Origin of the sequence: Sedimentitalea sp., assembly GCF_039973035.1 — a bacterium.
In the GTDB taxonomy this organism is placed as follows: Bacteria; Pseudomonadota; Alphaproteobacteria; order Rhodobacterales; family Rhodobacteraceae; genus Sedimentitalea.
Map to the genome: position 1 here is coordinate 19,927 of NZ_JBDWLR010000060.1, position 14,086 is coordinate 34,012.

16 protein-coding genes are annotated in these 14,086 nt (G+C 56.8%); 12 read left to right on the top strand and 4 right to left on the bottom strand.

Features of this window, described 5'->3' with window-relative positions; genetic code table 11:
• The first annotated feature begins 53 nt into the window (after positions 1-53).
• Genes ABJO75_RS14710 through ABJO75_RS14720 form a run of 3 tightly spaced genes read left to right on the top strand, consistent with a single transcriptional unit; the run spans position 54 to position 2,985 of the window.
• Entirely contained in the window at positions 54-1,169 is a 1,116-nt protein-coding gene (locus ABJO75_RS14710; protein ID WP_348134114.1) for an ABC transporter substrate-binding protein, read from the top strand.
• Complete coding sequence (locus ABJO75_RS14715; protein ID WP_348134116.1) at positions 1,166-2,218, top strand: iron ABC transporter permease; 1,053 nt, start codon at positions 1,166-1,168, stop codon at positions 2,216-2,218. Before ABJO75_RS14710 ends, ABJO75_RS14715 begins: the two co-directional genes overlap by 4 nt.
• A complete protein-coding gene (locus ABJO75_RS14720; RefSeq protein ID WP_348134118.1) occupies positions 2,215-2,985 on the top strand; it encodes an ABC transporter ATP-binding protein in 771 nt (256 codons plus the stop codon). Before ABJO75_RS14715 ends, ABJO75_RS14720 begins: the two co-directional genes overlap by 4 nt.
• On the opposite strand, the gene ABJO75_RS14725 is transcribed toward ABJO75_RS14720, so the two are convergent.
• The 4 genes from ABJO75_RS14725 to ABJO75_RS14740 all read right to left on the bottom strand — a co-directional run bounded on the left by ABJO75_RS14725 (position 2,913) and on the right by ABJO75_RS14740 (position 6,210).
• Positions 2,913-3,935 (bottom strand): Hint domain-containing protein, encoded by a 1,023-nt coding sequence (locus tag ABJO75_RS14725; RefSeq protein ID WP_348134120.1) that lies wholly within the window; start codon positions 3,933-3,935, stop codon positions 2,913-2,915. The two genes, ABJO75_RS14720 and ABJO75_RS14725, sit on opposite strands and share 73 nt — an antisense overlap.
• A gap of 387 nt (positions 3,936-4,322) precedes the next feature.
• Positions 4,323-5,384, bottom strand: coding sequence for a YeeE/YedE family protein (locus ABJO75_RS14730; protein WP_348134122.1), 1,062 nt, complete (start codon positions 5,382-5,384; stop codon positions 4,323-4,325).
• A 42-nt stretch (positions 5,385-5,426) separates the two neighbouring features.
• Positions 5,427-5,735: a metalloregulator ArsR/SmtB family transcription factor gene (locus tag ABJO75_RS14735; RefSeq protein ID WP_348134572.1), complete on the bottom strand. Its 309-nt coding sequence runs from the start codon at positions 5,733-5,735 to the stop codon at positions 5,427-5,429.
• Positions 5,736-5,835: 100 nt separating this feature from the next.
• The gene (locus tag ABJO75_RS14740) at positions 5,836-6,210 is read right to left on the bottom strand and encodes a hypothetical protein (RefSeq protein ID WP_348134124.1); all 375 of its coding nucleotides are present in this window, start codon (positions 6,208-6,210) and stop codon (positions 5,836-5,838) included.
• An 80-nt stretch (positions 6,211-6,290) separates the two neighbouring features.
• Here ABJO75_RS14740 and ABJO75_RS14745 point away from each other — a divergent pair, with 80 nt between their 5' ends.
• The 9 genes from ABJO75_RS14745 (at position 6,291) to ABJO75_RS14785 (ending at position 14,086) form a co-directional block, all read left to right on the top strand.
• Positions 6,291-7,031, top strand: a complete 741-nt coding sequence (locus tag ABJO75_RS14745; protein ID WP_348134126.1) for a cytochrome c biogenesis protein CcdA — start codon at positions 6,291-6,293, stop codon at positions 7,029-7,031.
• A 14-nt stretch (positions 7,032-7,045) separates the two neighbouring features.
• On the top strand, positions 7,046-7,624 hold the full coding sequence (locus ABJO75_RS14750; protein WP_348134128.1) for a thioredoxin family protein: 579 nt from the start codon (positions 7,046-7,048) through the stop codon (positions 7,622-7,624).
• 131 nt (positions 7,625-7,755) lie between these two features.
• Positions 7,756-8,232, top strand: a complete 477-nt coding sequence (soxX, locus tag ABJO75_RS14755; protein ID WP_348134130.1) for a sulfur oxidation c-type cytochrome SoxX — start codon at positions 7,756-7,758, stop codon at positions 8,230-8,232.
• A gap of 46 nt (positions 8,233-8,278) precedes the next feature.
• Complete coding sequence (soxY, locus tag ABJO75_RS14760) at positions 8,279-8,695, top strand: thiosulfate oxidation carrier protein SoxY (protein ID WP_348134132.1); 417 nt, start codon at positions 8,279-8,281, stop codon at positions 8,693-8,695.
• A 34-nt stretch (positions 8,696-8,729) separates the two neighbouring features.
• Positions 8,730-9,059 carry a thiosulfate oxidation carrier complex protein SoxZ gene (soxZ, locus tag ABJO75_RS14765; protein WP_348134134.1) on the top strand — a complete coding sequence of 110 codons (330 nt, stop codon included), beginning with the start codon at positions 8,730-8,732 and terminating at the stop codon, positions 9,057-9,059.
• 57 nt (positions 9,060-9,116) lie between these two features.
• Positions 9,117-9,962: a sulfur oxidation c-type cytochrome SoxA gene (gene soxA, locus ABJO75_RS14770; protein ID WP_348134136.1), complete on the top strand. Its 846-nt coding sequence runs from the start codon at positions 9,117-9,119 to the stop codon at positions 9,960-9,962.
• A 66-nt stretch (positions 9,963-10,028) separates the two neighbouring features.
• Positions 10,029-11,726, top strand: a complete 1,698-nt coding sequence (gene soxB / locus ABJO75_RS14775) for a thiosulfohydrolase SoxB (RefSeq protein ID WP_348134137.1) — start codon at positions 10,029-10,031, stop codon at positions 11,724-11,726.
• Positions 11,727-11,790: 64 nt separating this feature from the next.
• The gene (gene soxC, locus ABJO75_RS14780; protein WP_348134139.1) at positions 11,791-13,062 is read left to right on the top strand and encodes a sulfite dehydrogenase; all 1,272 of its coding nucleotides are present in this window, start codon (positions 11,791-11,793) and stop codon (positions 13,060-13,062) included.
• Positions 13,046-14,086, top strand: coding sequence for a c-type cytochrome (locus tag ABJO75_RS14785; RefSeq protein ID WP_348134141.1), 1,041 nt, complete (start codon positions 13,046-13,048; stop codon positions 14,084-14,086). Before soxC ends, ABJO75_RS14785 begins: the two co-directional genes overlap by 17 nt.

Sequence of the window (14,086 nt, forward strand, 5' to 3'; positions counted from 1 at the left end):
CGCTTTCATGCCATAGCGGTCTCGAACTCTTCTCGCAATATCAAGGAGCTGCAATGTTGAGTCGTCTAGCTATCCGGCGCTGGACGCGCACGATTGCCGTTTGGGCATGTCTTTTGATTCCACCTGTTGCGGCGATGGCGGAAATTGCAGTGGTGGATATCACCGGACGCGAGATTCGGCTTGCGGCACCGGCGACCCGGATTGTGCTGGGCGATGCCCGGCATGTTGTGGTCTTGGACATGATTGTTGACGACCCGATTGCGCGCATCGTGGGCTGGCGGCAGGACAAGGCGCTTGATCCCGCGCGCCTTGCGGCGTTTCAAGAGCGGTTTCCGTCCATTGCCGACATTGTCTCAGTAGGCGCAGGCAATCGTCGCCTGTCGGTCGAAAGCACGATCGCGCTGGAGCCAGATCTTGTTGTGCTGTCATTGATCGATGCCCGCGATCCCAATACGGAATACCTGTTAGGTCAGCTGGATGCGGCTGGCATACCGGTCGTCTTCGTGGATTTCTTTAGCCATCCGCTCGAAAACACGACAAAGAGCATCGGAATTCTGTCTCGGGTTATGGGCAGCACCGACAAATCAACAGAGTTGATCGCGTTCTATGACGCGCATCTGGCGAAGATACAGGAGCGGCTGGCCAAGCTTGATCCGCCTCGGCCAAGCGTTTTTGTGCAGGTCCACGCCACGCCGGATCAGTGTTGCGCGACGGTTGGTGGCGGTGTGTTCCATGATTTTGTCACCGCCGCTGGCGGTCGTAATCTAGGTGCCGAAACCGTGCCGGGCATCATGGGCAACGTGGGCTTAGAAAACCTGATCGCGTTGGATCCCGATTTCTTTCTGGCCTCAGGTGGGCAACATCTGCGGGCCCGTGGGGGTCTGGTCTTGGGGGCAGGCGTTGACAGTCACGAGGCGCGCGACAGTTTTGCAACCTTGTTAGCCGCCCCCGGCGTTAAAGATTTGCGCGCGGTAGAAGACGGAAATGCGATGGCCTTTTGGCATCTGTTCAATGACTCTCCCATGCACATCGTGCTGATCGAACATCTGGTCCGCACATTCCACCCCGAGGTGTTTTCGGACCTCGACCCAGCTGCGACATTACGCGAGATGCAGAGGCGGTTCTCTTCGGTTTCGGTGTCGGGGACTTGGTGGATCGACGCCCCGTGACCGCCACCTCACAGACATATATTGCCGCGCATCGGCGCAGAAATCAGCGCCGGGTTGCGCTGGTTTTCGGGTTGGGGTTTCTCGCCCTGTGCGGTGTTCTGGCTGATATCGTTCTTGGGCCGTCGGGCTTGCCGCTTGGCGAAGTGCTCAAGGTCCTGACAGGAACCGGCGAAACGACGCGTGGAGCCGAGGTGATCGTGTGGAGCGTGCGCCTTCCTGTCGCCGTGCTCGCGCTGCTCGTGGGGGCGGCGCTTTCGCTGGCGGGCACCGAAATGCAAACGGTTCTGGAAAATCCGCTGGCTGAACCCTTTACGCTGGGAGTCTCGTCATCGGCGGCATTGGGCGCCGGGATCGCCATCATTCTTGGGTGGAGCCTGCCGATGCTGCCAGCGACCTGGGCAGTCACCGCGAATGCCTTTCTCTTTGCCTTGCTGTCACTGATGATCCTGCAGGTCGCGGCGGTTTCGCGATCCGGTGGGCCGACTGTCGTCATCCTGTTCGGAATCGCGCTGAACTTTACCGCCGGATCACTCTTGGCGCTGGTTCAGTTCGTGGCCTCAGCAGATGCGTTGCAACAACTGGTGTTCTGGACCATGGGGAGCCTCGCCGGAGCACGATGGGAAGGGATTCTGCTGGTGGCCCTGACCTTCGCCCTCGTGCTGCCATTCTCGATGCGTGCCTCATGGAAGCTGACCGCGCTGCGGTTCGGGGCCGAGCAGGCGCAAGGGTTCGGTGTGGACGTCGCGACACTGCGTAAATGGGCGCTGATCCGGATCAGCCTGCTGGCGGCGGGCGCCGTTTCCATCGCCGGGGTGATCGGCTTTGTCGGGTTGGCAGGTCCACATATCGCGCGGATCGCCGTTGGCGAAGATCATCGGTTCTTATTGCCCGCCTCCGTATTGACCGGTGCCGTGATGATGTCCTTTGCGTCTATTGCATCCAAGATGTTGGTGCCCGGCATTCTGTTGCCCATCGGCATCGTGACATCTCTGGTCGGCTTGCCCGTGTTCTTTGTTCTTATCCTGCGCCGGGGACGCGCGATCGGATGACATTAGAGTTACGCGATATCGTCGTGTCACGAAGGGGCAAATCCATCTTGAATGGCGTATCGGTTTTTCCGTTCAAGCAGGGAGAATTCATTGCGCTTGTGGGGCCGAACGGGGCGGGAAAATCCACCTTGCTGCGCGCGCTTTCACAGACCTTGCCCTATCAGGGCAGCGCGGTTCTGAACGGCCAGGACCTAGCAAAGATGAAGCAGAGCCTGAGATCGGATCTGGTTGGATATCTGCCACAGAACTTGCAGAGTCAGACAGATCTGACCGTGCTTGAAAGCCTTTTGGTTGCGATGCACGCGGGCGGTGGCAAACGCATGCAAGCGGCTGTGCAGATGACAAGGTTCGACGCGCTGCTTAGTCGGTTTTCCATTGCTCACCTGACGGAGCGACCCCTGTCGAGCCTGTCGGGTGGTCAACGTCAGACAGTGGGTCTGGCGCAGTCGCTTGTACGGGACCCAACGTTGCTGTTGCTGGATGAACCCACGGCGGCGCTGGATCTGGCGATGCAGTTTCGCATCCTGTCCGAACTGCAGCTCCTGGCGCGCGAAGGCCGTATCGTGATTGCGGTCTTGCATGACCTCAGCCAGGCAGCTCGCTGGGCCGACCGGATCGTCGTGCTGCATGAGGGCTGCATTCACGGTCAGGGTAGCCCTGGCAACATGTTGACCCCGGATGTTCTGGCCGAGGTCTACAAGATTTCAGCGCGCGTCGAACATGACAGCAAGGGAAATCTGATCACAGCCGTGGATGGGCTGGTGTGACGGGCTAGAGCAGCGGCGCGACCAAAGGTTGGTCGTTTTTCTGGTGACGCGTCGCAAGGTTGCGGGCTTGGCGTCCCGATGCAAGCTGACGAGCCGACAGGGGGCAAGACCTTTGTATCGGCCAACGCGGGAAAGAGCGAAAAAATCTCTTCTCGTGCAGCGCTGCCAATTGATTTCAACGCCTGCGCGCCCGTGTAGAGGCTCTCTGTCTCGGCACCGTTGGCGTAGACGATTTCATGCTGATCAAACAGGAAATGAACGTACTCGACCTCTTTTACGTCATCGGCAATCTCAATTCCGGGGCACTCTGTCAGATGTTTTGCGGCCACCAGAACTTCGGTCGTGTCAAAGGACCGCGCAACGATGCGAGACCGAATGAGGATCCGGTGTTGTGGAGAGACAAGCAGATCTGATCCCGGAAGCCCCATCCCTAAAGCACCTGCTGAAATCCGGATCGGTCGAAGACGTGGAGCGGTCTGAAGATTGCTCTGTCCGAGAAAGCGCGATCCGACCCAGCGAACAGGCTGGAAACCATTGTCGCGGGTCCGCAGAAGATCACCAACCACGATATCCTCAACGGCCTTCTGTCCGTCGAGCGTGTCGATCATCGTACCCGATGTAAAGCAGGGGGCCTCTTCGTATGTTTCGTATGTGTTGTCGGTTCTGAGATACGACGATCTTTCAGCGTTGAACGTATAGGATACGCCGGGCACCAACGGTGCTGTCGAAATAATTCCCTGAACACTGCCTTGCTGAGTACCGTTTCCACCAAAATGGATGGACGTTACCTTGTGCCCGGTTGCTGTGTTCGTAAGATCGTACGCGGAATTGTAGGTTGTCCCTGCGGCGTAGGTGACTTCGCCGATAGTGACAGCTTCGGTGAAGGTTTGCGGACCTACCGAAGTGATCTCGTCAATCTGACCGTCAGCGTCGTCTACTTCCACATTCACCGGTGTTGCGCCGGGTCTTAGCTACAAGGTGAATATGGGCCTTCCAGCGGCCGCACCTCCTGCTTCGTTTGGAGGAGCAGAACCAACAATGAAATCGTAGGCGGCGTATATGAGTATGAACGGCAATTGGGCGACCCTTGGGGAAATGGTTAACAACCCGTTATCGCGTTAGCAGATCAAGCCTTCCGAACCAACTTGACCGAACACAAGCGTTCGTGAGCAGAATCACGGTGGCAGGCGATTGTTCGATACCTGAGCAGCTTTCGAACAAGTTGACGCGCCTTGTCATCTCTTGAGTTAAAGGCTTGTTCGACACCCCGGAAACCACTCTTTTTGTCGTAGAACATGACGACAGAAGCCGTGATCAGCCTGCGAAGGAGCCAGAACTCAACGTTCGGCAAGAAATGACAGCCCGGACACAAGCTGCTTAAGTCCAAGGGCGGCCCCGGCAAAGATTGCCGCAAACGTGATTGGCGCGCTGTAGGCGAGTAGCGAGAAGGCGGAAATGCCCTGTCCTACGCTGCATCCAACCGCGATGATGGCTCCGGGCCCCATTATTGCGGCACCTAGCATCTGGCGTTTGAGTTCGCGGGGGTCTTCGCAGGCTTCCCAGCGAAAATGACCTTTCGACCAAGAGCCGAGGAGCGCACCGATGAGAACTCCTGCAACTGATCCAACCGCGAACGACAGCGAGGTTCCGGATGCTGTCATGACATAAAGTAGTGTATCCCCGAGCGGCGCAGCGAAGGTATGGGTTTGCACCGTCTCTGCGTCAAAGCCATGTTCGGCAACCCAACTCGTGCCAAGCCAGCCTGACACGATTGCCACGCCGACGGCTGCGCCCCAAAGGATCTGCGAGGGCGTGCTGCGAAACCGGTCGTTTGCAACTGCGAAGACCACCAGTGCAGCTCCGACGATCAAACCATGTATCCATGCCGGAACAGAGGTCAGGCGTTCGGCAAGAAAACTGACGCTTTGTGGCGCGCTGAGATCCATTTCGATCGGGAAGAGCCAGACCCTCAGATACGCCAAGGGACCTGACATCACGGCATAGGCAGAGAGCGCCATGATCACAACGATAACGAATGATCGCAGATCGCCCCCGCCGAGCCGCGCCAGCGCGCCATAGCCGCAGTTTCCGCTGATCGCCATGCCATATCCGAACATGAGACCGCCGACGATCGAGCCAATGGGGTTCCAGGTCTGCGCAAGATAGGTCGTGCCAACTGGGTCGAGCCACCCCAAAGCAATGGCCGTGTGGCTGCCGACGATTGCGACGCCAATCGCGACGGCCCACATCCGCAATCGCTGATCATCATTTGCATAGAGATAGTCTTCGATCGCGCCCAAGGTACAGAAACGACCGATGCGTGCGGCGAGACCAAGAACAATGCCGCCAACAAGCCCAATCAGGGCAACAGTGTTGGCATCTCCCAAGAGTTCGAGCATTGCCAGTCTCCTCCCAAAGCTGGCGGTGTATCCGTCGTGTTCCTACTTTTCTCTGCAGAAAAGATCGTAAACGACTTCGAGGATCCGCGTTGATCGGTCATCTGCCAATCGGTAGTAGATCGTCTTTCCTTCGCGCCGCGTCTTGACCAAGCCTTCAAATCGCAGGCGGGACAGTTGTTGTGAAACCGCGGCCTGCCGTGCTGACAGCATTTCCTCCATCTGCGTGACGGATTTTTCACCAGACGCCAAATAGCACAGGATCATCAGGCGTCCCTCATGGCTAATCGCCTTGAGGAAGTTTGATGCCGTCTGAGCATTCTCCATCATTCTGTCCTGGTCTTCGGCGCACATGTCCGTGGAAAACACAGGCAGTTTCGAAGATTTGTCCAACAAGATCGCCTCGCTTTGATAACTTCACGCATTCAAATCAGTCTATGTGATTTGCCACGGATTAGCCAGAGGTCTCAACCGACACCCCAGCGTCACGCAGCAGAACACCGAGCAACCCCCAGAAAAAGTCCTGGCCCGGATATCCTTCGATGCGGCCCAGTTCCTCGCCGTTCTCAAGCAGCACAAAGGTTGGTGTAAAATGCAGTGGCCGCGCCAGTGTCACATCCGCTGGCGTGGGCTGGTCAATGTCGATGCGCCGAAGAGGGGCGGCCTTGCCTTCCGAGGTCTTGGGGTAGATCCCGGATATCTCGGAATCCCAGCGGGCGCACCACATACAGCCGTCTTCTTGTGCCATCAAAAGCGTCATTTCGGCACGCAAAGTCACGGGCGCAAACAGCGTCGTGACGGCAAGCAGAATGAAGTAGAAGTGGCGCATCACAAGCTCCGATTGACCGCGACAGAATATCTTTATATTTTTGAATGTGTGAATGATAGGCTTCTGGATCGGATTTGACCATGCTCGACATCACATTTGCAGGAGCTTTGGTGGCCGGGCTGTTGTCGTTTCTATCGCCCTGTATCCTGCCGATGGTGCCATTCTACCTCAGTTATCTGGCTGGTGTCGGGATGGAGCAAATATCAACCAACGCCGAAATCCCCCGTGATGTCCGCCGCAAAGCAACGGTCGCGGCCTTGGCATTTGCGATGGGGATCATAACGGTCTTTATGGCGCTTGGTGCGACGGCGTCGATTTTCGGGCAATTGGTCCGGGAGTATTTCGACATCCTGCGATGGATGGCGGCGGCGGTCATCATCGCGATGGGGCTGCATTTTCTGGGCGTTATTCGGATCGGATTTCTCTATCGCCAGTTACGTGCGGATTTGGGAGGAACCTCGGATGTAAGGCTGGTCGGTGCCTACGTCCTCGGCTTGGCCTTTGCATTTGGATGGACACCCTGTGTCGGGCCAGTTCTGGCCGCCATTCTGTTCACGGCCGCAGGAACCGAGACAGCTTGGCGCGGTGCTGCGCTCCTTCTTGTCTACGGGGTGGGGATGACCGCGCCATTCGTTCTGGCGGCGTTTCTGGTGCGACCATTCATGCGTTGGATTGCGTGTTTCAGAAAGCACCTGGGGTTGATCGAAAAGGCGATGGGCAGTCTGCTGATCCTGTTTGGCCTGCTGATTGCAACCAACTCGGTAAATCAAATCGCCCAATGGATGCTTGACCACATGCCGTGGCTGGCCGCCATCGGCTAATTCAGGAGAAGGTCATGAAGCGAATTTTTGGGATGATAGTGGTATGGCTGCTTGCCGGAGCGTTGTCTGCCGCCGAACTTGGTGATGATGGTCTGCACAAGGCGCCTTGGATGCGTGACACGTTCAAGGACCTACGGGAGGACCTTGAGGAAGCCACAGCGGAAGGCAAGCGCTTGGTTCTGTTCATCGAGCAGCGGGGCTGTGTCTATTGCAAGAAGATGCATGATGATGTTTTCCCTCAGCCAGACTTGGCAACCTATATCGAAGAGAACTTTTTTGTTGTTCAACTGGATTTGCATGGCAGCGCAACAGCCGTCGACTTTGATGGAGAGGAGACCGAGCAAAGATCACTGATGCGCAAGTGGGGCATTCTGTTCACGCCAACGCTCGTCTTTCTACCCGAAGATGTGCCCGAGGATGCCACGGCCATCGAAGCGGCGGTTGCCGTCATGCCGGGGGCGTTTTCCAAAGGGACGACATTGGACCTTTTTACATGGGTAAACGAGAAGCGGTACGCGCCTGATAATGAGGAAGATTTTCAACGATATCACGCGCGTCGCATCCAGGAACGCAACAATGTTTCGCAAGATTGACAACCTCCGTCACAAATAAAAAAATTCAACATTATGAATTTAATGTTGCGACAAAGCCCGTTCGTCGACTACGGTACCCAAAGGCTTTGGGTCGCAAGGCGTCTTTGGCGCGTTAGAAAATGGGAGGGATCATGAAGCTGAGACTTGTAACTCTGGTCTGTGTGATGTCAGGCGGTGCAGTCATCGCGGCAGAGACAGGCCCAAAAGATGTTCAATTTGACGACTACGGAGCGGTCGAGGAATCGCTGACCGGGGTCGCCGGTGACGCCGTAAGCGGCGCGGCCATAGTCGGTGACAAATCAAAAGGCAATTGTGTCGCTTGTCACCAACTGACGGCCCTTGCGGATATTCCGTTCCATGGTGAGGTTGGCCCGATGTTGGATGGTGCTGGCGACCGTTGGACCGAAGCAGAACTTCGCGGATTGGTGGCGAACGCCAAGATGACGTTTGAAGGCACGGTAATGCCGGCGTTCTACAAGGATGATGGTTTTATCCGTCCGGGTGACGCTTATACAGGCCAAGCTCCGACGGCCCCGCTGACGTCTATTCTGAGCGCACAGGAAATCGAGGACGTGGTCGCGTTTCTTGCGACCCTGAACGAAAACTGAGCGCGTCTGAGGGCGCGAACTCTTGAGGATTCAAAGGAGATCGATAATGGAACTCTCTCGTCGCGAGACTCTGACCTTGGGTCTGGGCGCCGCGGTTCTGACACTGATGCCATTCCGCGCGAATGCGACTGCCGAAGACGGGATTGCCGCGTTCACCGGCGGGGCCGAGGTTGCAGAAGGCGGCGTGACATTGACGGCACCGGAAATTGCAGAGAACGGCAACACTGTTCCGATCGAAGTCAGTGCGCCCGGTGCTGTGTCGATTTTGATCTTGGCGGCAAGCAACCCGGAACCGGGCGTTGCTACATTCAATTTCGGGCCACTGGCAGCGGAACAGGCGGCGTCGACGCGGATCCGTCTTGCAGGAACGCAGGATGTCATCGCGGTGGCCAAGATGGCGGATGGCAGCTTTGCCAAAGCCACGGCGACCGTAAAAGTGACAATTGGCGGCTGCGGCGGCTGATCGCCACGCGCCCCAAAGTACAGGAGATTATCCCATGGCATCCGGTGTAAAGCCCCGCGTCAAGGTTCCCAAGACCGCCGCAGCAGGCGACGCAATCACGATCAAGACGCTGATCAGCCACAAGATGGAAAGTGGTCAGCGCAAGGACAAGGAGGGCAACCTCATCCCGCGTTCGATCATCAATCGTTTCACCTGTGAATTCAACGGCGGGATGGTCATTGATGTGACGCTAGAGCCTGCTATTTCGACGAACCCCTATTTCCAGTTCGAGGCAACAGTGCCTGAATCGGGAGAGTTCGTCTTTACATGGTATGACGACGACGGCTCCGTCTACGACACCAAGAAATCGATCGAGATCGCCTGACGGCTCGAGCACTAAGGCAGATCAGCGCTGGCGCGGGTCCACCAAGGGAGGAATGCAATGAATAAAAAGGCTCTTATGGCGATCGCGGTGGTTCTGGCAGTTCCAGTCGCAGCAATCGCCGGACCCGACGACGACAACCTCGTAATCAATGACGAACTGAACATTATCTCGGTCACCGAGGCGCCGGCGCATACCGAAAACCTGGATACGATTTACTCGGGTTGGCATTTTCGTACTGACGAAACGCAGGCACTTCAGATCGACGATTTTGACAACCCGGCAATGATCTTTGTTGATCAGGCTGTGGACCTCTATGAGGCCGTTGACGGAGCCGCAGGCAAAAGCTGTGCCTCATGTCATGAAGACGTGGAGAGCTTTAAGGGATTGCACGCTGAAATGCCCAAAGTCGATGCGGAAAGTGGTGAATTGGTCGTGATGGAAGACCTGATCAACACGTGCCGAACCGAGCGAATGGAGGCGGATGCCTGGAAATGGTCGGGTGCAGACATGCAGGCGATGGTCGCATTGATTGGCCTGCAATCGCGCGGAATGCCGATGAGCGTTGCCATTGACGGCGCTGCTGCTCCGTATTGGGAGCAGGGCAAGGAGATGTATTATACCCGCTATGGTCAGTTGGAGCTAAGCTGTGCCAATTGTCATGAAGAAAACTGGGGTAACATGATCCGGGCCGACCATCTGAGCCAGGGCATGACCAACGGATTTCCGACCTACCGTTTGAAACAGGCCAAGCTGATCTCGCGCCACAACCGCTTTCGTGGCTGCATTCGCGATACGCGAGCAGAGACTTTTTCCGAGGGATCAGACGAGTTCCGAGCGCTGGAACTCTACGTCGCATCGCGCGGCAACGGACTTTCGGTCGAAACGCCTGCGGTTCGTCAGTAACTTTTGGCGCGCGTAGCTCGCAGAATAACATTCACACATATATATGTGAAATAGGGAAGCCGATAGATGATTTCGCGACGTGATTTTCTTCAGGTCTCTATGGCGGCCTCGGCGCTTTACGGGGCGTCCGGATTTGGGAACTGGGCAAGGCTGGCGGCGCAGCAGAGTCTGACGCAGGACCAGTTGCTGGAGTTCGGGACTTTCGGCAATATCAGCCTGATCCATATCACCGATATTCACGCGCAACTGAAACCGATCTATTTCCGCGAGCCAGAAGTCAATCTTGGCATTGGTGACGCAAGCGGGCAGATGCCGCATGTGACGGGCGCGGCCTTTCGCAAAGCCTATGGTATCGCAGACGGAAGCCCGTCCGCCTATGCGCTGACCTACAATGATTTCAACGCACTGGCCCAGACCTATGGCCGGGTCGGGGGGCTGGATCGGGTGTCGACAGTTATCAATGCCATCCGCGCAGATCGCCCCGATGCCCTGCTGTTGGATGGTGGTGACACATGGCACGGTTCCTACACCTGCTATCAGACGGCAGGTCAGGATATGGTCAACGTGATGAACGCGCTTAAACCGGATGCGATGACATTCCATTGGGAGTTCACACTGGGCAGCGAGCGGGTTAACGAAATTGTCGAAGGTTTGCCCTTTGCATCGCTTGGTCAGAATATATTTGACGCGGAATGGGACGAACCCGCCGAGTTATTCCAGCCTTACAAGTTCTTTGAACGTGGAGGCGCCAAGGTCGCCGTTATCGGTCAGGCCTTCCCCTATATGCCGATTGCAAATCCTGGTTGGATGTTCCCCGAGTACTCCTTTGGCATCCGCGACGAGAACATGCAGGCGATGGTGGACGAAGTTCGCGATGCTGGCGCCGATGTCGTTGTCGTCCTCAGTCACAATGGTTTCGATGTCGACAAGAAGATGGCCGGACGGGTCCAAGGGATCGATGTGATCCTCAGCGGCCACACCCACGACGCGCTGCCCGAGCCTGTTCTTGTTGGCAAAACGCATATCATCGCGTCGGGGTCCAACGGCAAGTTCATCAGCCGCGTCGATCTGGATGTGCGCGACGGCCAGATGATGGGGCTAAAGCACAAACTGATCCCGATCTTTTCCGATGTGATTGCGCCGGATCCGGCGATCACGGCGCTCATCAACGAACAACGTGCGCCGTTTGAAACGGCCTTGAGTGAGGTGATTGGCAAAACGGATTCGCTGCTCTATCGGCGCGGCAACTTCAACGGAACATGGGATGACCTGATCTGCGATGCGCTGCTGAGTGAACGCGACGCCGACATTGCCATGTCACCCGGAGTCCGCTGGGGTCCGTCGGTCTTGCCGGGTCAAGACATTACCCGCGAGGATCTGTGGAACGTCACCTCGATGACCTATCCGAATGCCTACCGCACTGAAATGACAGGAAAATTCATCCACGTCATTCTCGAAGATGTCGGCGACAATCTGTTCAATCCTGACCCCTATTACCAACAGGGCGGCGATATGGTTCGTGTCGGGGGGCTGGGCTATCGCATCGATGTCACCAAGCCACAGGGGCAGCGGATCAGCGATATGACGCTGCTCAAGACCGGCGAGGCGATTGATGCGGCCAAATCCTACGTCGTGGCGGGCTGGGCCAGCGTCAACGAAGATACCGAAGGTCCGCCGATCTGGGATGTCGTCGAAAACCACATCCGCAGCCAAGGCACTGTAACGGTCAAACCAAACACATCGGTCGAGGTTATCGGCGCCTGATGCCGCGACCCGCAGGTGAGATACGGCAACAAGATTTGCTGATCGCGTAACGGAGGCAAACCAAATGAGTGACAAATCCAAAGGATTGGCACCTTCTCGTCGTCAGTTCCTAAGGGGCGCAGCCGCTGTCGGGGTTGGTGCCGTTGGCGCCGGATCGGCCCGCGCTGAGGGGCCGGATCCGTTGATAACACAGGTTCAGGAATGGGCGCAGGCGACAGGCGAGGGCGTTGATGCCACGCCCTATGGGTTGCCGATCGAGTTTGAAAAAGATGTTGTGCGCCAGAATGTCGAATGGCTGACCGCCGACACGATAAGTTCGATCAATTTTACGCCCATTCACGCATTGGACGGCACGATCACGCCGCAAGGCTGTGCGTTCGAACGGCACCATTCTGGTGCCATCGAGATTAGCAAGGCGGATTACCGACTGATGATCAACGGGCTGGTGGATACGCCTCTTGTCTTCAGCTACCAGGATCTTGAGCGCTTCCCACGCGAAAACCGCGTCTACTTTTGCGAATGCGCGGCGAATACCGGCATGGAGTGGGCCGGAGCGCAATTGAACGGAGCGCAGTTCACGCATGGCATGATTCACAATATGGAATACTCAGGCGTGTCCTTGCGTACCTTGCTAGAAGAAGCCGGTATCAAACCTGAAGGCAAGTGGGTCTATGTCGAGGGCGCGGATGCGTCATCCAACGGCCGCTCGATCCCGCTGGAAAAGGCGATGGACGATGTATTGGTTGCGTTCAAGGCCAATGGAGAAGCGCTGCGTAAGGAACATGGATATCCCGTCCGGCTGGTCGTGCCCGGTTGGGAAGGCAATATGTGGGTCAAATGGCTGCGCCGCATCGAAGTCACTGAAATGGCGATCGAAAGCCGGGAAGAGACTTCCAAATATACCGATACGCTCGAAGACGGCACCTCGCGCAAATGGACATGGGTGATGGATGCCAAATCGGTTGTCACGTCACCCAGCCCGCAGGCACCGATTGCCCACGGTCCGGGGCCATTGGTGATCACTGGCCTAGCCTGGTCCGGCAGGGGCTCGATCACCGGTGTCGACGTATCGGTCGATGGCGGCAAGAATTGGCAGCCCGCGCGATTGGCGGCACCCGGTACAGACAAGGCCCTGACCCGGTTCTATCTGGACTATGACTGGGACGGCTCAGAGATGCTTTTGCAGGCTCGCGCCAAGGACTCGACCGGTTATGTGCAGCCCAGCAAGGCGCAGCTGCGTGAAGTGCGTGGAGAGAACTCGATTTATCACAACAACTGCATCCAGACCTGGTGGACCAAGGAAAGCGGAGAGGTCGAAAATGTCGAAGTATCATAAGCTCTTTGCTGCCTGGGCCTTTGGACTTTGTTTGGCCGTACCGGCAAATGCCGAGAAATTCGGACTTGGTCGAGCTGCGTTGCCGGAAGAGATCGCGGCATGGGATCTGGACGTCGCACCTGACGGAACCGGATTGCCTGAAGGGTCTGGCGATGTGTTCACCGGCGAAGAAGTCTTTGCCGAGCAGTGTGCCATATGTCACGGGGATTTTGCCGAAGGTGTGGGCAACTGGCCCAAACTGGCCGGTGGCGAAGGGACCCTTGCCGACAAGGACCCGTTAAAGACGGTCGGCTCCTATTGGCCCTATCTATCGACGGTTTGGGACTATGTGAACCGTTCGATGCCATTCGGGAATGCCCAGTCGCTTGAGACCGATGAGGTCTATGCGATGGTGGCATATATTCTCTACTCTAACGACGTCGTCGATGATGAATTTACACTGTCGCATGAGAATTTTTTAGACGTCGAAATGCGGAATGCCGATGGCTTTATCGTAGACGATCGCGAGACTGCCGAGGCCCATTTCTGGACAGACGAGCCTTGCATGACAGATTGCAAGGACAGTGTTGAAATCACCATGCGGGCGGCCGTTCTGGACGTGACACCGGACGAAGCACAGGCGGATGCAGAAGCGATTGAACCCGCTGTTCAGGACGCTTCTGCAGAGGTTGGAGAGGCGACGGAGGAAACTGCGGCGCTTGATCCCGAGATGATCGAAAGCGGAGAAAAGGTCTTTAAGAAATGCAAAGCCTGCCATCAGGTCGGTGATGGGGCCAAGCACCGCACCGGCCCGGCATTGAATGGTATTGTCGGAGCCACGGCAGGGACCGCCGAAGGCTTTGCGTATTCCAAAGCGATGAAGGACGCCGCAGACGCCGGTCTGATCTGGACCGACGCAGAAATGGCCGCCTTTCTCGCCAAACCCAAGGCCTACATGAAAGGCACGCGGATGTCCTTTGCGGGTCTCAGGAAGCCGGATGATATTGAAGCGGTCATTGTTTATCTTAAGTCGTTCGGACCCTGA